An 18847-nucleotide genomic window follows, 5' to 3' on the forward strand; every position below is an offset into this window, starting at 1 on the left:
TTCGATAAGTGGGTTCAGGCCGCGGTCGTCTCTTTGAGAAGGGCATTCTTCTCCCGTACCCACTCGTCGCAGGCGGCACGCGCATTTTTGCGAAAGGCCGCCAGGTCTTCCGCACTGGTGGTGTTGACCGTCAGTTCCAGACGTATGCCATTGGGATCAAAAAAGTAGATGGAGCGAAACTGGCCTTCATGCAGCTTGGGGCCCAGCACCTCAACGCCAGCCGCTTCCAGGCGCTTCTTCGCTTCATCCACCTTGGCCTCGGATTCGACCTGCAGCGCCAGGTGGTTGACCCAGCCCGGCGTGTTCGGAGAAGGTTCGGCCGCGGTGTTGTCGCCCAGGTCAAAAAATGCAACGCAACTGCCGTCTGTCATCTCGAAAAACAGGTGCGCAAAAATCCCCCGTTCGCCCGTACTGACCACGTCGCCACGAACCACATGGATCAAGGGCAGGCCCATGATGTCTTCGTAAAAGTGCCTGGTCTCTTCCGCATCGCGGCAGCGATAAGCCACATGATTGAGCCTGTTGACAGCTACAAAATTTGCCATGGTTTTCTCCTTGATTTCTAGGCAGCTGCACGCTGCGTGGGTAGGTGTTGTGTGACCTGCTCAAGCCAGGCCTTGTCGCTGGACAGGGACGCCAATTCAGCCAGCGCCTCATCCCGGGTTTGCGTCCATCGCTCGACGACCCGGACGTCTTCACCGTCATCTTCCTGCCATGAAAACTCCAGCCTTATGCCATTGGGGTCCATGAAGTAAACCGACCATGTGCCTGCACCCACCGGTATGGGGCCAATGATCGGTACGTCCGCAGATTTGAGCCGCTCCAGCAACTGGTTGAAGCGCTCCTGGGTTGACGTGAAGGAGCAGTGCTGCATCGCAGCGATGGCGTCACGGTCACCCTTTTCCTTTGCACCCTTGGGCATTTCAAAAAAAGCCACCATGGTGTCGCCACCTGCATCAAAAAAATAGTGCCGCAGGTTCTCGAAAGGCGGGTTGCCGCGGTTGCCGGTTCCGGTGCCGAGGCCGGGCGGGACCTTCAACGCATGCACCAGCGGCATGCCCACAACACGGGTATAGAAATCGATGGTCATTTTCATGTCATCGGTATTGAGCGCCAGGTGGTGGATGCCGCGCGTCATCGGCCTCTCGGAATGGCGAAGCCGGGTTGAAGCCTGTGTCATGTAGCCCCCTTCTTTCAGGATTGGGTTGAATCGGTTTGCGCCAGATTGAAATACAGCTGCCCGAGGTCGGGGCGCAATGCCAGGCTGGCGCTGGGTTCGGTCAGCGCAATGCGGCCCTTGATCATCACGTAGGCCTTGCTGGTAAATGGCAGGGCGATATCGAGCTTCTGCTCCACAAGAACCATGGTCAGACCCGCATCGCGCAGGGTATTGAGCGTACGACGAATCTCTTCCACCACCTTGGGGGCGAGGCCCAGAAAAGGCTCGTCAAGGAGCAGCACACGCGGCGAAGACATCAGCGCGCGGCCTATGGCCACCATTTGCTGTTCACCGCCAGACAACGTTCCCGTCAGCTGGTGGCGACGCTCTGCAAGACGCGGAAAGAGCTTGTAGACATATTCAAAGCGTTCCTGCACGGTGCCTGCATTGCGCCCGGCAAGCCTGACGGTGCCGAGCCGGAGGTTGTCTTCGACCGACATCGGCGCGAACATGCGCCGCCCCTCGGGCACCTGCACCAGGCCATGACCAACGATATCGTGCGTCGGCATCTTCATGAGGTCCTGGCCGTCCATCATCACCTTGCCGCTGCGCTCGCGCAAGGTACCGGACAACGCTGCAAGCAATGTGGATTTTCCGGCCCCATTGGGGCCGAGCAATGCAATGGTTTCACCGCGCGCGATCTGCATGTTCACGCCCTGCACGACCGGGCCATGTCCGTAACCGGCATAAAGATCAGAAATTTCAAGCATCGCCCAGAGCCCCCACATCGCCAAGATAGGCCGACACCACAGCCGGGTCTGCCTGCACCTCTGCAGGTGTGCCCTGCGCAATCTTTCGCCCGAAATTGAGCACCACCACACGGTCAGCCAGCGCCATGAGGAAGCGCATGTCGTGTTCGATCAGCAGCACGGCAATGCCGCGACCCGATATCTGGCGGATGATGTCCGACAGCCTCTCGCACTCATGTGGCGTCAGTCCTGCCGCAGGCTCGTCAAACAGCATGAGCTTTGGCTCTGCGGCAAGGCCACGTGCGATTTCAAGCAGTCGGCCCTGACCGAAAGACAGCGTTCCCACATCAGCATCGCGCCACTCGCCCAGGCCCACAAAATCCACCAGTTCATCCGCCCGCCTGGCGGAATCGGCTTCAGCTTGCGCAGCGCTTCGCAGGCCAGCCAGCACCTTCCAGAGCGATCCGTGAAAACGCGTGTGCATGCCGACCATGACGTTCTCACGCACCGACATGCTGGCAAAAGGCTTGTTGTGCTGGAAGGTGCGCACAATGCCGCGGGCCGCCATGGCGTGCGTGGGCAGGCCGTTAAGCGCCTCCCCGTTAAAACTCAGGCTGCCGGTCGAGCAGGGCAGAGCGCCTGCAATCATGCTGAATGTCGTGCTCTTGCCCGCACCGTTGGGGCCAATCACGCCGAGGATTTCACCGGAACGCACTTCCAGGTCGACGTCGGCGACAGCCTGCAACCCGCCAAAGCGTTTGCCCAGGCCCTGCACGGCCAGCAATATATCGCCACTCATGACTTGCTCCTGCTGCTGGCGGCCAGACGCTTCGCATTGAACCAGTCCCAGATGCCAATCACGCCCTTGGGCTGAAACAGGACGACGGCCACCATGAAGACGCCAAACACCAGCGCATGGTGATGGCCGATGATGGGCGACAGCACCAGCGGCAGCATGTACAGCAATACCGCCCCGATGATGGCGCCGGCATGGCGGCCACTGCCGCCCACAATCACCATGAAGAGCAGCAGGAAAGAGTTCTGCAGGCCAAAGATGGGCGGATTGACCGTGTTGTCCACAAACGCGTAAACCATGCCGGCAATGCCTGCGAGCGCACTTGTGATGGTGTAGGCAACGATCTTGGTGCGCTCCACATTGATGCCCATGGCTTTTGCCGCTTCAGAGTCATCACGCACTGCCCGGCAGGCACGGCCAAACCAGGAGCGGTCAAGGCGCCAGAGGATGGCCAGCGTTGCCAGCATCAGTACAACAATGACAGCCGTGTACCAGGGACCGCTGACCTGCTTGCCGAACACATCGGGCAAACGGTAATTGGCCAGGCCGCCGGCAGACCCGGTCACCGACCCGCCTTCATCAAGCACCACGATGAAAAGCTGTGCAAATGCAAGGGTTGCCAGCGCAAGGTAAAAACCCTCAAGCCGTGTTGCCGGTATGGCCACGATCAGCGCCAGCACGATACAGATGGCGACACCCGCCAGAACGGCCAGCGGCAAGGGCATGCCGACCTGGAAGATCAGGATCACGATGGCGTAGGCCCCTATGCCGTAAAACGTGAAATGGGAAAACGCCACCTGCCCCGCAATGCCGAACAGGAAGTTGTAACTGAGCGCCAACGTGACCCAGAGCAGCACCTTGCGGTAAACGTCGGTCTGGTAGGAACCGAGCATGAAACCGATGGCGCACAGGATGACTGCGGTGACGAGAAAACCAAGAACCTGCTTCATGCCCTTGCCTCCCGCGCGCGCAGCAGGCCCGTGGGCCGCAGCAGCAGGAAAAGTATCAGCAACACCAGCGGCACACCCATGGCGAGCCCCGGCGGTATGGGTGCGTAACGCACCGTCAGCTGTTCGACAAACGCCAGGATGATGCCGCCCAGCAAGGCGCCTTCAACACGGCCCACGCCGCCAATGACCAGCGCGGTAAAGCCCTGTATTGCCAGCGGCAATCCCATCAGGTAATGCGCGGATACATTGGGGGCCACCAGCAGGCCGGCCAGGCCTGCGACCACACCGCTGGCTGCAAATGCAAATGCGGTCACATGGCGCAGGTTGATGCCCATAAGCGAGGCAGCGCGTCGGTCAATGGCAACAGCTTCAAAAGACTTGCCAGCCAGGGTACGTTCAAAGAAATACCAGACGGCGGCAAAAACGGCGAGCGTCACCACGATGATGAAAAAGCTCTGGTACGACCCTGCAACGGGCCCCAGTTCCAGCCGGCCGAAACCAAATGCCGGCGGCACCGGCTGCGGGTCGGGGCCGATGCCGAGGGAGACGATTTCGCGAAACACCACCAGCATGCCCAGCAAAGCGAGAATGGGCGCCAGCGGTGGCGCACCGCGCTCGACCAACGGGCGCACCGTCAGCCGCTCGGTGAGCCAGCCTACGACAAACATGGCCAGCAACGTCAGCGCCATCCCGACGGGATAGGGCAAACCGGCCTGCGTCAACAGCAGGAAGCCGCCAAAGGCTCCAAGCATGGACCATTCACCGACCGCAAAATTGATGATGCCTGTAGGCCGTGTGATCAGCAAGTACGAAAGTGCTGCCAGCCCATAGATGCATCCACTGGCCAGCGCACCGACGACCAGTTCCAGAAAATCATTCACGTGATGCCTTTATTACTGATGGTTCAGTTTTGAAGCAGGTTGCGGCGTACCCCAGGGGCACCGCAACCTTCAAACATGCAGTCCGCGCATGCAACCATGCGCGAACTCATTGGTTCCTGAGGCAGCCCGTCAGGCCGCCTCCCACGATTTCAGTTGGCGCCGACGTGGACGACCTTGCCCTGCTTGTCGCCCTCGTAAACACGAACCACCATGCCATTGGTGTCAAATCCGGTGCGCTTGCCGTCTGCAAAGCCGTAAGCGGCATCGGTGCTGCCCATCACGCCCTTGAAGCCTTTGGTCGCCTGCATGGCCGCACGCACTTTTTCCTTGTCGGTACTGCCTGCGCGCTTGATGGCATCAGCCACCATCATCACGCCGTCATAGCCGTAACCGATCAGGTTGTAGGGTTCCTGACCAGTGTCCTTTTTGTAGGCCTCAACAAAAGTCCTGGTCGCAGGTTTGGCCGGGTCAAATGCATCGACAAAAGTGATTCCGTCGATCAGGCCTTTGGCAGCCGTCATGTACACAGGAACTGACATGTTGTAGTTCGCAAGCACCGGGGTTTTCAGGCCGAGCTGGCGATAGGACTTGAGAATCAGCAGGTTGGGACCCGTGGTGATGCCGGTCATGAACAGCGCCTCCGGGTTGGCTGCACGCACCTTCTGCATCTGTGGGTCGGCTGTGGTGGCGCCGCCGGGCACGATCTCTTCAGCCACGATCTGTATGCCGGCAGCTTCCAGGCCGCTCTTGAAGAACTTGTTCGTCAACTGCCCGAGGTCGGAGTTCTCGCCGATCAGCGCAACGCGCTTGTAGTTCTTGTTCTTCGCATACGACAACAGGGTCTTGATCTGGGTCGAGGCCAGGGGCCCGGTCTGCCAGAAGTTGGGGTTGTCCACCTGCGTCGTCAGCGTGTCACCGCTGTTGGAAGGCGTCATGTGCGGCGTCTTGCTTTCCTTGGTGACTGACTGGGCCTGCTGCGTCGCAGGCGTCAGCGACACGGACAGGATGAACACCGCACCGGCATCGACCAGTTTGCGCGCGACAGTGGCGGACACGTCAGGCTTGGCCTGGTCGTCCTCCACCAGCAACTCGATCTGCTTGCCCAGGATGCCGCCCTTGGCATTGAGTTCCTTGACGGCAAAGGTCACGCCTGCGGCAACCGGCTCGGCATAGGCCTTGGCCACGCCCACCTTGTCGGTGATCATGCCGATCTTGATGGTGTTCTGCGCAAATGCAGGCATGGCCATCATGGCCGTACCGACGGCAGCAACTGCCATGATGGAACGGGTGAAGTTGAAGAGTTTGCTTTTCACTGGGTTGTCTCCTTGTAGTTAATCAAAAGTCATCGAACAAAACCTTTTGCTGCCGTGACAGGTTAGGCATAGGCCGGGGCAACGCGAATAGAGAATTGCCCTATGGATTCAACACACGCCTCAATCAGATCGCCGGGCTTCACGGGGCCCACGCCTTCAGGTGTGCCGGTCATGATGATGTCGCCGGGCATCAGGGTGTAAAAGGAGGATGCAAACTCGATCAGGCGTGCAATGTCGTAAACCAGAAAGCTGGTGTTGGACTTCTGGCGCGACTCGCCATTCACAGTCAGCCAGAGATCCAGGTTATTGGGGTCGCGGACCTCATCAGCCGTCACCAGCCAGGGACCGGCCACCGAATAAGAGTCGATGGACTTGCGAAAGCACTGGAACTCCGGGCCACGCAGCGTCATGTCCAGCGTGACGCAGTAGCCCGCGATGTAATCCATCGCATCGGTCGCCTTGATCTGGTTACCCTGCTTGCCTATCACGATGCCGAGTTCCACCTCATGGTCATTGCGGCGCTCGGGAAAGCGCAGCACGATGTCGTCACTGCAACCAATCAGCGAGGTGCCGGCCTTGAGGAACATGCCCCAGTCGCCGATGGACGTGATGTTGCGGCCATGGCCGATATTGGCGTCTGCCTTGCTCTCTTCGACGTGCGCCTTGTAGTTGATGGGTGCGCCAATGATCTTGCCGGGGTTGGCGACAGGCGAATCAAACTTCACGCCCGTGATCGCATGGCTCGCACCCTTTTTCGCCTCTGCTTCGATCGCACTGCGCAGTTGCGGCAGCGCTTCAATCAGCAAATCCTTTTGCGGCAGGGGATAGTTTTGTGCGGGGATCAGCCCCAGCACGGGCGTGACGTCAATAACCTTGTCACCCTGCACCAGGCCCAGCCTGCCGCCGTTGAATCTGCAAATCCTCATTTTTGATTTCCTGTATCGGTTTCTTCACGCAGGTAGCCCATGCAGGCCACCAGTTCGCGATCACTCATGAAAAACAGTTTGGCGCTGCCACTTGTGGCGGTGTGTTCAACCCACTGCCAGAGGGGGACGGTAAAAACATCGTTGCGGCGCCATGCGATGCTGCTCTCGCCAATCACCGACGTGCCCTCGCCTTCGGCGACCACACAAATCGCACTCGAGGTGCTGCGGGACTTCCGTGTCGTTTTGCCCTTCTCCAGCCCCATCAGGTAGCAGTCCAGCGTCGGCAGGACCGGGCCGCCGCTGGTGGCATCGATATAGCGCAGCATGCGGCTGCCGTCATCGCGCGGCGCGCTCGCAGCGAGCGCCGCAGCAGCACGTTCCGCGCTGTAACGGAAGCGGCTGGGCTTGAACGGCCCGGTGGGCGGAACTGTCCCGTCACATGAGTCCGGGCGAAGCGTCGCGCCGTCGCTCGGCACTGCAGGCGGCCGGGTGGCGGGCGGCGTATGCGTCACCAGGCCAGGCGCATTCATTTCAAAAAACATGGTGTCCAGGTGGTGCGACAGCGGCAGGTCAAGCCCATCGAACCAGACCATGCGGCCCTCGCCCGGATGGGTGTGTTCGTGCCAGGTCCAGGACGGCGTCAGCACAAGGTCGCCTTCATTCATGGCGCACTGTTCGGCATTGACGGTGGTCACCGCGCCGCGGCCCTCCATCACAAAACGCAGCGCCGCCAGCGTGTGGCGATGAGCATGTGCGACCTCGCCGGGCAACAGGGTTTGCAGGCCACCCGAGATATTGCGCATGGTGGCCACCGACTGGCTGGCTTCGGGGTGTGTAAAAAGAAGAACCCGGCGCTCGGCATCGGCCATGGCCACTTCATCAACCGCACGCTGCACCAGCGGCTCCATCGTGGCCCACGACCAGAGATGCGCCGCAACCTGCGTCCGGGGCTGGCGCGTCGTGATGCGGTGATACCTGTCCCAGAGCGGCTGCGATTGCACCGTATCCAGAGTGGCGATGAAGTCGGCATAGGGCGCCGGCGAAACTGCTTTGTCCATTTGTCTCCACGTGGAAATGCGTGTGGGGGCACTGTGCCGTGCCTTTTGATGCGGCCAGTCTAGTGCGATGTCATATAAATTCCTAATCAAACTGTTTATCAATAAAATCAGTCTGGCTGATATCATAAAAATCACAGGTTAACCCTTAAGGGCTTACCTTTACCCGGGACACGGAAATGGATTTGGTCGACTTCGACATGAACCTGTTGCTGACCTTTGATGCGATTTACCGGCATCAAAACCTGTCAGCAGCCGCGATTGAACTGGGCCTGACCCAGCCTGCCGTGAGCGCCGCACTCAAGCGCCTGCGTGAGCGTTTTGACAACCCGCTGTTTGTACGCACATCCCACGGCATGCGGCCCACGCCCTATGCGGACAGCATGTCGGTCAAGATCACACGGGCGCTGGACATCGTGCGCGAAGTCGACCAGCCGGACGATTTCTCCCCGCAAACAACGACGGTGAACTTTCGCGTCTACATCAACGACATCGGCATGCTGTTGATGATGCCGCAGGTGATGACCTACCTCGGTGAACACGCACCCGGTGCGCGGCTCTCGATTTTTGATTTCCGGCCGGACGAGGTCATCCCTGCACTCGACAGCGGCGTCATCGATCTGGCGATAGGCTACTTTCCCGGCATGCCCAACTGGGCGCACCAGCAGGTGGTGCGCAATACCTCCTATGTCTGCGCGGTGCGGGGCGACCACCCCTTTATCAAAAACAGTTTGTCGCTGGATCAATTTGTGAATGCAAAACACGGCATGTACTGGACCAGCGGATCACCTCACAGCGCGGTAGAGGAAGCTCTCTCCCGACTCGACCTGACGCGCGACGTGATGCTGCGCCTGCCGCGTTTTTCTGCGCTGCCGTTTTTCATCTCACAGTCGGACCTGATCATGACCATTCCGGAAGATCTGGGCGTGGGCTTCAGCCGCATGATCAACATCAAGCTCTTCAAGCCGCCACTCAAGCTGCCCAACTTCGAGATCCGCCAGTACTGGCATGAGCGTCATCATGCCGACCCGGCCAACAAGTGGCTGCGCAACATCATCAAGCGCGAGACCGCAGACATGCTGCTGCTGCGCAAATAAAAAGAAAAAGGGCACCGGCGTTGCCGCCAGTGCCCTTTTTATCGAATGCGAAGAACTAGTGCAGCTTGACGCCGGTCTTGGCCTGCAGCGCTTCCATGGTCACGCCGGGGGCCAGTTCAACGACCTTGATGCCCTCAGGCGTCACGTCCATCACGGCCAGGTCGGTGATGATGCGGTCGACCACGCCCACGCCGGTCAGCGGCAGGGTGCACTCGGGCAGAATCTTCATGTCTTCGGTGCCGTCTTTTTTCTTCGCGACGTGTTCCATCAGGATGATGACGCGTTTGACGCCCGCCACCAGGTCCATTGCACCGCCCATGCCCTTGACCATCTTGCCCGGAATCATCCAGTTCGCCAGGTCGCCTTTTTCGCTGACCTGCATGGCGCCCAGAATGGACAGGTTGATCTTGCCGCCGCGAATCATCGCGAAGCTGTCATGGCTGCCGAAAATCGACGAACCCTTGAGCGTGGTCACCGTCTGCTTGCCGGCGTTGATCAGGTCGGCATCAACCTTGTCTTCCGTCGGGAAGGGGCCTATGCCCAGCATGCCGTTCTCGCTTTGCAGCCAGACTTCCTTGTCGCCGGTGAAGTTGGCCACCAGCGTAGGGATGCCGATGCCGAGGTTGACATAAAAACCGTCTTCGAGTTCCTGTGCCGCACGCGCGGCCATCTGGTCTTGGGTCCATGGCATATCAGCTACCTGCTTTCTCTGTGATGGTGCGCTTCTCGATGCGCTTTTCAGGGTTGGGGTTGCACACGATGCGGTGTACATAAATGCCCGGCAGATGCACGTGGTCAGGCTCCATCGCGCCCAGTTCAACAACCTCTTCGACTTCAACAATGCAGATCTTGCCGGCCATTGCCACTGCCGGGTTGAAGTTGCGCGCCGTGAAGCGGAACTGCAAATTGCCCGAGGTGTCGGCACGCCATGCCTTGACGAGGGAAACATCAGGCACCAGCGCGCGCTCCATGATGTAGGTCTCGCCGTCGAATTCGCGCACTTCCTTGCCTTCGGCAATCAGGGTGCCCACACCGGTCTTGGTGAAGAAGGCGGGAATGCCGGCGCCGCCCGCACGCAGGCGCTCTGCCAGCGTACCCTGCGGCGTGAATTCAAGGTCCAGCTCCTTTGCCAGGTACTGGCGCTCGAACTCCTTGTTTTCGCCCACATAGCTGGCAATCATCTTTTTGATCTGCCTGGTTTCCAGCAGCTTGCCCAGTCCAAAGCCGTCAACACCGGCATTGTTCGAAATACAGGTGAGGTTTTTCACGCCGCTGTCTTTCAGCGCTTCGATGAGCGCCTCGGGAATCCCGCACAGGCCGAAGCCGCCGACGCCCAGAAGCTGGCCATCCTTGACGACACCCTTGAGCGCCTCTGCGGCGGAGGGATAAAGTTTCTTCACAAATGTCTCCTTTAAGGAATCTGCCTACTGACAAGCCAGTACGATACTACCTAATGAAATACGTAGTTTTTCGTAAAGGGTAAATCCTGTGAAGGTGGATACAAAAGTGGATTACCAGTTGGCATTTGACCTGGCGCCGGTCGGGCTGGTGTTGTCGCGTAACCGTTCGATTGTGGACTGCAACCAGCATTTGTGCGAGATGTTCGGCGCCTCGCGCGAGCAGCTGATCGGCCAGTCATTCATGGTGCTGTACCCCAGCGCGGACGAGTACGAGCGCATAGGCGCGCGCATGCTGCCCTTCCTCAATGCCAAGGGCATTTACGCCGACGACCGCATCATGAAGCGTGTGGACGGCCGCAACAAGGGCGAGACCTTCTGGTGCCACGTCACGGGCCGGGCGCTGAATCGCAATGCCCCGCATGAATCCGGCATCTGGACCTTTGAAGACCTGAGCTCACGCCGTCCCGTCACGGCGGAACTGACGGCCCGCGAGCGTGAAGTGGCGGCCCACCTGATGGAAGGCATGACCTCAAAGGAAATAGGCCGCGCCCTCATCATCAGCCACCGCACGGTCGAGATATACCGCGCGCGCCTGATGCGCAAATACAAGGCATCGACCACAGCCGACCTGGTGCACAAGCTGCTGGCGGGCTGACGTCACCCAGAAAGCAAACCTATAAGGGCGCCAGGCCCCAGGCATCAGGCGGCGGGCTCTCACGTTTTTTGAGTTCCGCCCTGCTCTTGTCTATCTTGCCGGCAGTCAGTTGCGCCGTGTATTGCAGGCGCCTGAGGTCCTTGGGATCGGGGTTTGCCGCAGGGCTGAAGCTGAAACAGCAAAGCGTGCCGTACACCTTACCGTCCTGCAGGACAATCGGCGTGCTGATGTGGGTCCCGATGCGGAAAGGCAGTGCTTTTTCAAGCGCCGCAGACGCCGGCTCTCTGGAAGCGTCGGCAATATAGGGCGGCAAACGGCCATCAACCACACGCTGGCACCAGCTTTCTTCAAGCGGGTTGCTGTCGCCCGCCGCGATGATGGCGTTTTCCGGCTCGCTGTCTACATGGCGGAAAACGCGCTCCCCATCCAGGAACTCGGAAACAAACACCACATCCATGTGCATTTTGTCGCGCAGCAGGCGCAAGACTTCAGGTACGGATTTTTCGATTCCTGAATCGGACTCGTCCGCCGTGGCAACCATGAGCTCGGACACCTTGACCATGAGATCGTCGGGTTCGTACCCCAGATCCTTGATAGAAAACATTGACTCTCCAAAAAATAAGGCTTTTGTTTATACATGGACACCTGCGGCCTTCAAAAGTTCTGCCAGCCGGGATTGATACAAAACGTAATCAGGTGGCGCAGCGGGCACTGATGAATTCGCGCAGCAAACGCAGGCCGGGTGTCAATTGCCTGCGCCCCGGCAGGACCATGTAGATGTGGGACGGCTCGCCCTCCCATTCCGGCAGCAGACGCACAAGCCGGCCGGCGGCAAGGTCAGCTGCGATATCAATCCGCGACTTGTAGGCAATGCCGCGCCCTGCCATCGCCCAACGGCGCACGATGTCGCCATCGTTGGCGATATTGCCGCCGCCCACACGCACGGTCACCTGTTCACCGCCGCGTGAAAACTTCCATTTGTCGTACACGTCTTCGCCCAGCATGAAGCACAGGCAGCTGTGTTGCGCCAGATCCTGCAGTGAAAGCGGTGCGCCGTGCTTTTCAATATACGCAGGCGAAGCGCAGAGTACGCGGCGGTTGTTCAAATCAAGAGGCAGCGCCAGCATGCTGGAATCTGGCGGCTCGCCCTGGCGGAAGGCGGCATCCACCAGGTCGCTGTAGACATTGTTGACCCTGTCTGCCACATGCAGCCGGTACTGGATGCCGGGGTGCAGTTGCTGGAACTCGTCCAGCCACGGCAGCAGGATGTTGCGGCCAAAGTCAGACGAGGCGGCCAGTTGCAGCATGCCGCTGACCTGCTGCCGGCCGCTGGCCAGTTCAAGCTGCCCGTCCCGCAAAGCCGCGAGCGCCGGTTTGCAGTGCGCGAGGAACACCTCGCCTTCACGGGTCAGCCGCAGGCTGCGGGTGGAGCGCACAAACAGCGGCGCGCCCAGTTCCTCTTCCAGCCGTTTGAGGGCGGCGCTGGCCGCGGCCGGCGTCAGGTCCAGGCTGCGCGCGGTGGCCGACAGACTGCCCGTATCGACCGTGCGGACAAAAATTTCAAGATCTTGGAGTGCCTTCATTTACAAATTTTATTTGCAAATGCCTTCAATTGCCACGTGATTTATCTTCACTTTCAAACGTCATACAGTTCACCATCTGCTCAAAACACTCAACTCAAAAGGTCAACCTATGAAAGCCATCGGATACAAACAGCTGCACGCACTCAGCGCCAGCGAAGGCCTGACGGACATCACCCTGCCCGACCCAACCCCTGCGGGCCACGACATCCTGGTCGAAGTGAAGGCGATTTCGGTCAACCCGGTAGACACCAAGGTCCGCATGAGGGACGGGGCGGCACCCGGCCAGGATTACAAGGTGCTGGGTTATGACGCCAGCGGCGTTGTGAAGTCGGTCGGCCCGGATGTCACACTGTTCAAGGCAGGCGACAAGGTCTGGTACGCCGGCTCCATCGCCCGGCCCGGCACCAACAGCGAGCTGCACCTGGTTGACGAGCGCATCGTCGGGCACATGCCCACATCGCTGGGTTTTGCCGAAGCAGCCGCCCTGCCGCTGACCAGCATCACCGCCTGGGAAATGCTGTTCGACCGCCTGGCCATTCCCCAAGGCAATGGTGCCGCCGGTAAAAAACTGCTGATCATCGGTGCATCCGGCGGTGTCGGCTCCATCATGACGCAGTTGGCGAAGCAACTGACGGCACTCACCGTCATCGGCACCGCCTCGCGCCCCGAGACCCGGGCCTGGGTGAAAGAGCTGGGCGCCCACCACGTCATAGACCACAGCAAACCGATTGCCGAAGAGCTGAAAGCCATTGGCATCCCGGCGGTGGACTATGTCGTCAGCCTGACGCAGACCGAATCGCACATCCAGCAAATCGTGGAAGCGCTCGCCCCACAGGGCAAATTCGGACTGATTGACGATCCGCAAAACATCAACATCAACCTCTTCAAGCGCAAATCGCTGTCCGTGCATTGGGAGCTGATGTTCACCCGCCCGGTGTTCGGCACGCCGGACATGATCGAACAGCACAGGCTGCTCAATGAAGTGGCAAAGATGGTGGACGACAAGCGACTGCGCACCACCGTGACCGAAAAGTTCGGCAGCATCAACGCCGCCAACCTGCGCAAGGCCCATGCGCTGCTGGAGTCGGGCAAGGCGCGCGGCAAAGTGGTGCTGGAAGGCTGGACCTGATTATTTGGTGCATTTCAGCATATGCCGGGGCATATGCTTAAATCGGACTTCTCAAAAACCATTTTTCAGTGCGGGAAAGGCTGAAAAATGGCTCTTCCAGGCATCAAATATGGCTGCAGGCCAATAGATATGCACGTGAGCAGCTATTGAAAACATAGCACTTTCAAACGCTGTCCATTGCAGGCGAGTCACCAGAAATTGCTGGCCTCACGCCTTTTTCGGTCCATCTACCACCTCCGCGGCAGACCGGAAGGCCTCCACTGCCGTCGGCACACCGCAGTAAACGCTCGCATGCAACAGCACCTCCTGGATTTCCTCCGGCGTAGCGCCGTTGTTGAGCGCGCCGCGTACATGGCCCTTGAGTTCATGCTGCTTGCCCATGGAAGTCAGCAGGGCGACGGTGATCAGGCTGCGGGTTTTCAGGTCCAACCCAGGTCGCTGCCAGACATCGCCCCAGGCGTTGCGGGTGATGTAGTGCTGCATGGGCATGGTGAACGGCGTGGCATTGGCGAAGGCGTTGGCGACAAAGTCCTCGCCCATCACCTGCTTGCGGGTTGCCAGGCCGGCGTCGAAATCCTTGTTGTGGCTGTCGGGTGCGTCTGCGGCCATGAATGCTCCAGAAAAATCCCGAGAATAGTGCAAATGACAAAGCCCGCCCGGCAGGGACCGGAACGGGCTTGGCGATCAAGCCTTCGATATAACGGCCGTTCAGGCGAGGTCGTAGCGGTCAAGGTTCATGACCTTGGTCCACGCCTTCACAAAGTCGCGCACAAACACTTCGTTCGAATCGCTGCTGGCATAGACCTCGGCCAGTGCACGCAACTGAGAGTTGGAGCCAAAGACCAGGTCAGCCACCGTGCCTGTGAGCTTGAGCTCATTCGTCTTGCGGTCGCGGCCTTCCAGCACAAACTCTGTGTCAAGAGACTTCTGCCACTTCGTGTTCATGTCCAGCAGGTTGACAAAGAAGTCGTTGGTCAGCTCATCCTCCCGTTTGGTGAACACGCCGTGTTTGGCCGCGCCCGCATTCGCACCCAGAGACCGCAGGCCACCGACCAGCACCGTCATCTCGGGCGCCGTCAGGGTCAGCAGGCTGGCCTTGTCGACCAGCAACTCGGCAACCGCAGCTTCATGCCCCTTGCGAACGTAATTGCGGAAGCCGTCAGCCACCGGTTCCAGCACGGCAAACGACTCCACATCGGTCTGAGCCTGTGAGGCGTCGGTGCGGCCCGGCGTGAAGGGAACGCTCACCTTGTGGCCAGCCTTCTTCGCGGCGGCCTCGACGGCGGCAGTGCCGCCCAGCACGATCAGGTCGGCCAGCGAGACCTTCTTGCCGCCCGATTGCGCGGCGTTGAACTCCTTCTGCACCATTTCAAGCTTCGCCAGCACTTTGGCCAGTTCAGCCGGCTGGTTGACTTCCCAGTCCTTCTGCGGTGCGAGGCGAATGCGCGCACCGTTGGCGCCGCCACGTTTGTCACTGCCGCGGAAGGTCGAGGCCGAAGCCCAGGCGGCCGTGACCAACTGCGAAGTGGTCAAGCCCGAAGCGAGGATCTTCGCCTTCAGCGCGGCCACGTCCGCATCATTGACCAGCGGGTGGTCGACTGCAGGCACAGGGTCTTGCCAGATCAGCTCTTCCTTGGGCACCAGCGGACCAAGGTATCGGGCAACCGGGCCCATGTCGCGGTGCGTCAGCTTGAACCAGGCGCGTGCAAAGGCATCGGCAAACTCCTGCGGGTTGGCCATGAAGCGGCGCGAGATTTTTTCGTAAGCCGGGTCCATGCGCATGGCCATGTCGGCCGTGGTCATCATGGGGGCATGGCGTTTTGCCGGGTCGTGCGCGTCGGGTACGGTGCCGTCACCCGTGGTGCCCACAGGCTTCCACTGGTGTGCGCCGGCCGGGCTCTTCGTCAGTTCCCATTCATAGCCGAAGAGGTTTTCGAAGTAACCGTTGTCCCACTTGATGGGGTTTTTGGTCCAGGCGCCTTCGATGCCGCTGGTGGTTGTGTGCACGCCGTGGCCGGACTCAAAGCTGTTGACCCAGCCAAAGCCCATGTTCTCGATGCCTGCACCCTCCGGCGCGACGCCGAGATGTTTGGGATCGACCGCACCGTGGGCCTTGCCGAAAGTATGGCCGCCGGCGGTGAGGGCCACGGTTTCCTCGTCGTTCATGGCCATGCGGGCAAAGGTTTCGCGAATGTCGCGGGCCGAGCCGAGCGGGTCAGGCTTGCCGTTCGGGCCTTCGGGGTTGACGTAAATCAGGCCCATCTGCACCGCAGCGAGCGGGTTCGCCAGCTCACGGTCGCCGCTGTAGCGCTCGTCACCCAGCCAGGTGGTCTCCGAGCCCCAGTTGATGTCTTCCGGCTCCCATACGTCGGGACGGCCCCCGCCGAAACCGAAAGTCTTGAAGCCCATGGACTCCATGGCGACGTTGCCCGTCAGGATGAAGAGGTCCGCCCATGACAGCTTGCGCCCGTATTTGGCCTTGATGGGCCAGAGCAGGCGACGCGCCTTGTCGAGGTTGCCGTTGTCCGGCCAGCTGTTGAGCGGCGCAAAACGCTGCTCGCCGCTGCCGCTGCCGCCGCGGCCGTCGAAGGTGCGGTAGGTGCCGGCAGAATGCCAGGCCATGCGGACAAAGAAGGGACCGTAGTGCCCATAGTCTGCAGGCCACCAGGACTGGGAATCGGTCATCAGCGCATGCAAGTCCTTGATGACCGCATCAAGATCCAGGGTTTTGAATTCTTCCGCATATTTGAACTCGGGGCTCATGGGATTGGACAGCGAGGACCTCTGGTGCAACACCTGCAGGTTCAACTGTTCGGGCCACCATGCCGAATTTTTGGTGCCACGGGGCGTGGGCTTTGGCGCGCCGCCGGAGAAAGGGCATTTGGCTTCGCTTTGCATTTGTTGTTCAGACATGGGGGTCTCCTTGCTTGGGTTGACAGATCAATGGCAGATGAAAGGGTTTCGAAAGGGTTTCGGCTACCAGTCTAGGTTTCACAGCAAAATAATCAAAGGCAATAAAAAGTATTTATTTGATAGCTTTTATCAATAGGCATTTGATGGAGCGCTTTTTGGAGTCCAGCCAGACTGAAGTCCATGCTTTACCCTTGGGGGCAGAGACATTTATAAATCCGTTGAAGGAAAACCTCATGACTCATATCAATACCTCGCGTGCAACGCCCCGGTATCCAGCCCCCGAACTGAAAGACCTGCCCGAAGACATCAAGGCCAAGGTGCTGGAGGTGCAGGACAAAGCCGGCTTTGTGCCCAACGTCTTTCTGGCGCTGGCACGGCGCCCTGCCGAATGGCGCGCATTTTTTGCCTACCACGACGCCATCATGCTCAAGGAAGAAGGCTCCAACCCCAACGGGTCATTGACCAAGGGCGAGCGCGAGATGATCGTCACCGCCACCAGCGCGGCCAACAAGTGCCTCTATTGCGTGGTGGCCCACGGCGCAATCCTGCGTATTTATGAAAAGAAGCCCTTGGTGGCCGACCAGGTTGCGGTGAACTACCGCAAGGCCGACATCACACCGCGCCAGCTTGCCATGCTGGATTTTGCGATGAAAGTCTGTTTGCATTCAGACGAGATTGAAGATGCCGACATTGACGCACTGAAAGCCCACGGCTTTGACGACGAAGACGCCTGGGACATTGCGGCCATCACGGCCTTCTTCGGGCTTTCAAACCGCATGGCCAGCTTCAGCGGCATGCAACCCAACCCCGAGTTCTACCTGATGGGACGTGTGCCCAAGGCCAAGGCCGCCTGACCTGGTTAAAACTCGACCATCTTTCTAAGCCAGTCCGGCATGGTTCTGGATTTCTGTGCGGGAAAGTCCACCCAGATGGTGGTCGCGCCACCTGCAGCGCAAATCACGCCGGGTGCATCCACGCGTTCCATGGTGCACCAGCTCTCAAAGGTCGAGCGCGCAGGTTCGCTCACATACATCTTTGTGAGCACATCGCCGGGGTGCTCCAGCTGCTTGTAGAAGTTGCAGAAGGCATTGACGATCACGGGGCCTTCGCCATTGGGGTCGGGCTTGATGCCGGCGGCTACAAACCACTCGATACGGATGGTTTCCATGTAGCGGAAATAGCTCCCGTTATTCAGGTGGCCCATAGCATCCATGTCACCCCAGCGTATGGGTATGACCATTTCATGGACCAGTTTTTTCTTCTCGGGTATCTCGATTTTCATGATGTCTTTGACTCTGATTTAACGGTGGGCGCGGATGGAGGCAAGGATACCCGCGACAAAAAACACACAGGCCAGGCCTTGCAGCAAGCCCGGCAACTGGCCCTTCCAGATGAAGGCATAAACCAGCGCAAAAATGGTTTCGCTGACGATCAGTTGCCCGCACAGGCTGGCACTCAAGCGCTGGCTGGCGATGTTCCACAGTATGGTGGCCAGCCAGGCCGAGCCTATGCCGGTGGCGACAGCAAGCAAGGCCGCCTGAATGAGCCCATCCTGGGACCGGAGCACCTGAATGTCTGAGCCCGCAACAAGCCACAACATCAGGGCACCCAGGCCGGTCGCAACGCCCAGCCAGTTGGCCCAGGTGGTGGCATTGACCTCCGGGTGTTTTTTCAGCCACGCCGCATTCAGGATGCCAAAGGCCGTCCAGCAGAGCATGGAGGCAAGCGCAAACGCCACGCCACGCCAGAAGATCACGGGCGCCTGCCCTCCAACAGCGAGACCGGACGATGCCTTCATCATCAGCGCCAATCCAGACAGCGTCAGCAACAAGCCGGGCAATAGCGTGACCATGCGCAGCCCGGCCGGCCTTCCCAGCAACATCATCCAGATGGGAATGGTGCCGATGATGAGGCTGGGCACTTCGGTGCCCGCATCACGAATCGCAAAGACCAGCAGCAGGTAATAGCCGGTAAAACCCAGCAGGCTCAAGCCGCACGCAGCGACGGTCTGACGCGCTGTCGGCCAGGATGCCTTGCGAAACAGAATCATCAATACGAAAGACAGGGCGCCGTAGGAAAGGAATCGGCCCGCAGTGAAGTCCACGGCGGAAACACCGGGAGCCATCAGGGGTGCGACAAATACCAGTCCCCACAAAGCGCCCGCAGCCAGCCCCGCCAGAATGCCTGTCAGCATTCTTGAGCGATAGCGAAAGGCCGCAGCGCCGGGCCGCCCCAAGCAAG

21 protein-coding genes are annotated in these 18847 nt (G+C 59.7%); 4 read left to right on the forward strand and 17 right to left on the reverse strand.

The window, feature by feature from the left end:
- Window positions 1-14: 14 nt before the first annotated feature.
- The 9 genes from HYX42_RS22745 to HYX42_RS22785 form a co-directional block, all read right to left on the reverse strand.
- On the reverse strand, window positions 15-545 hold the full coding sequence (locus HYX42_RS22745; RefSeq protein WP_293407540.1) for a VOC family protein: 531 nt from the start codon (window positions 543-545) through the stop codon (window positions 15-17).
- 17 nt (window positions 546-562) lie between these two features.
- Window positions 563-1180, reverse strand: coding sequence for a VOC family protein (locus tag HYX42_RS22750; protein WP_293407542.1), 618 nt, complete (start codon window positions 1178-1180; stop codon window positions 563-565).
- 14 nt (window positions 1181-1194) lie between these two features.
- Window positions 1195-1929, reverse strand: a complete 735-nt coding sequence (locus HYX42_RS22755; protein ID WP_293407544.1) for an ABC transporter ATP-binding protein — start codon at window positions 1927-1929, stop codon at window positions 1195-1197.
- Window positions 1922-2707 (reverse strand): ABC transporter ATP-binding protein, encoded by a 786-nt coding sequence (locus HYX42_RS22760; protein WP_293407547.1) that lies wholly within the window; start codon window positions 2705-2707, stop codon window positions 1922-1924. Before HYX42_RS22760 ends, HYX42_RS22755 begins: the two co-directional genes overlap by 8 nt.
- Window positions 2704-3654 carry a branched-chain amino acid ABC transporter permease gene (locus tag HYX42_RS22765; protein WP_293407549.1) on the reverse strand — a complete coding sequence of 317 codons (951 nt, stop codon included), beginning with the start codon at window positions 3652-3654 and terminating at the stop codon, window positions 2704-2706. Before HYX42_RS22765 ends, HYX42_RS22760 begins: the two co-directional genes overlap by 4 nt.
- Window positions 3651-4535 carry a branched-chain amino acid ABC transporter permease gene (locus HYX42_RS22770; protein WP_293407551.1) on the reverse strand — a complete coding sequence of 295 codons (885 nt, stop codon included), beginning with the start codon at window positions 4533-4535 and terminating at the stop codon, window positions 3651-3653. The genes HYX42_RS22765 and HYX42_RS22770 overlap by 4 nt, the downstream gene beginning before the upstream one ends.
- Before the next feature lie 149 nt (window positions 4536-4684).
- On the reverse strand, window positions 4685-5848 hold the full coding sequence (locus HYX42_RS22775) for an ABC transporter substrate-binding protein (RefSeq protein WP_293407553.1): 1164 nt from the start codon (window positions 5846-5848) through the stop codon (window positions 4685-4687).
- 62 nt (window positions 5849-5910) lie between these two features.
- Complete coding sequence (locus HYX42_RS22780) at window positions 5911-6774, reverse strand: fumarylacetoacetate hydrolase family protein (protein ID WP_293407555.1); 864 nt, start codon at window positions 6772-6774, stop codon at window positions 5911-5913.
- Complete coding sequence (locus HYX42_RS22785; protein WP_293407558.1) at window positions 6771-7832, reverse strand: cupin domain-containing protein; 1062 nt, start codon at window positions 7830-7832, stop codon at window positions 6771-6773. Before HYX42_RS22785 ends, HYX42_RS22780 begins: the two co-directional genes overlap by 4 nt.
- A 176-nt stretch (window positions 7833-8008) precedes the next feature.
- Here HYX42_RS22785 and HYX42_RS22790 point away from each other — a divergent pair, with 176 nt between their 5' ends.
- Window positions 8009-8926, forward strand: a complete 918-nt coding sequence (locus HYX42_RS22790) for a LysR family transcriptional regulator (protein WP_293407560.1) — start codon at window positions 8009-8011, stop codon at window positions 8924-8926.
- 55 nt (window positions 8927-8981) lie between these two features.
- Here HYX42_RS22790 and HYX42_RS22795 read toward each other — a convergent pair whose 3' ends face one another.
- On the reverse strand, window positions 8982-9617 hold the full coding sequence (locus HYX42_RS22795; RefSeq protein WP_293407562.1) for a 3-oxoacid CoA-transferase subunit B: 636 nt from the start codon (window positions 9615-9617) through the stop codon (window positions 8982-8984).
- 1 nt (window position 9618) lies between these two features.
- Window positions 9619-10326 (reverse strand): CoA transferase subunit A, encoded by a 708-nt coding sequence (locus tag HYX42_RS22800; protein ID WP_293407564.1) that lies wholly within the window; start codon window positions 10324-10326, stop codon window positions 9619-9621.
- Between the two features lie 106 nt (window positions 10327-10432).
- Here HYX42_RS22800 and HYX42_RS22805 point away from each other — a divergent pair, with 106 nt between their 5' ends.
- The gene (locus HYX42_RS22805; protein ID WP_293407566.1) at window positions 10433-10981 is read left to right on the forward strand and encodes a PAS and helix-turn-helix domain-containing protein; all 549 of its coding nucleotides are present in this window, start codon (window positions 10433-10435) and stop codon (window positions 10979-10981) included.
- Between the two features lie 19 nt (window positions 10982-11000).
- Here HYX42_RS22805 and HYX42_RS22810 read toward each other — a convergent pair whose 3' ends face one another.
- Both HYX42_RS22810 and HYX42_RS22815 read right to left on the reverse strand, forming a co-directional pair.
- Window positions 11001-11585, reverse strand: a complete 585-nt coding sequence (locus HYX42_RS22810; RefSeq protein ID WP_293407568.1) for a GAF domain-containing protein — start codon at window positions 11583-11585, stop codon at window positions 11001-11003.
- 88 nt (window positions 11586-11673) lie between these two features.
- Window positions 11674-12564: a LysR family transcriptional regulator gene (locus HYX42_RS22815; RefSeq protein WP_293407570.1), complete on the reverse strand. Its 891-nt coding sequence runs from the start codon at window positions 12562-12564 to the stop codon at window positions 11674-11676.
- 109 nt (window positions 12565-12673) lie between these two features.
- Between HYX42_RS22815 and HYX42_RS22820 the strand changes: the two genes are divergently transcribed.
- Complete coding sequence (locus HYX42_RS22820) at window positions 12674-13693, forward strand: zinc-binding alcohol dehydrogenase family protein (protein WP_293407572.1); 1020 nt, start codon at window positions 12674-12676, stop codon at window positions 13691-13693.
- Window positions 13694-13900: 207 nt separating this feature from the next.
- On the opposite strand, the gene HYX42_RS22825 is transcribed toward HYX42_RS22820, so the two are convergent.
- Both HYX42_RS22825 and katG read right to left on the reverse strand, forming a co-directional pair.
- Window positions 13901-14302 carry a carboxymuconolactone decarboxylase family protein gene (locus tag HYX42_RS22825; protein ID WP_293407575.1) on the reverse strand — a complete coding sequence of 134 codons (402 nt, stop codon included), beginning with the start codon at window positions 14300-14302 and terminating at the stop codon, window positions 13901-13903.
- A 99-nt stretch (window positions 14303-14401) separates the two neighbouring features.
- On the reverse strand, window positions 14402-16591 hold the full coding sequence (gene katG / locus HYX42_RS22830; protein WP_293407750.1) for a catalase/peroxidase HPI: 2190 nt from the start codon (window positions 16589-16591) through the stop codon (window positions 14402-14404).
- 248 nt (window positions 16592-16839) lie between these two features.
- Here katG and HYX42_RS22835 point away from each other — a divergent pair, with 248 nt between their 5' ends.
- On the forward strand, window positions 16840-17460 hold the full coding sequence (locus tag HYX42_RS22835; RefSeq protein ID WP_293407577.1) for a peroxidase-related enzyme: 621 nt from the start codon (window positions 16840-16842) through the stop codon (window positions 17458-17460).
- Window positions 17461-17465: 5 nt separating this feature from the next.
- On the opposite strand, the gene HYX42_RS22840 is transcribed toward HYX42_RS22835, so the two are convergent.
- Complete coding sequence (locus HYX42_RS22840; protein WP_293407578.1) at window positions 17466-17888, reverse strand: thioesterase family protein; 423 nt, start codon at window positions 17886-17888, stop codon at window positions 17466-17468.
- A gap of 18 nt (window positions 17889-17906) precedes the next feature.
- Entirely contained in the window at window positions 17907-18800 is an 894-nt protein-coding gene (locus HYX42_RS22845) for a DMT family transporter (RefSeq protein ID WP_293407579.1), read from the reverse strand.
- Between the last annotated feature and the right edge of the window lie 47 nt (window positions 18801-18847).

Origin of the sequence: Polaromonas sp., from assembly GCF_016185115.1 — a bacterium.
Lineage (GTDB): Bacteria > Pseudomonadota > Gammaproteobacteria > Burkholderiales > Burkholderiaceae_C > Polaromonas.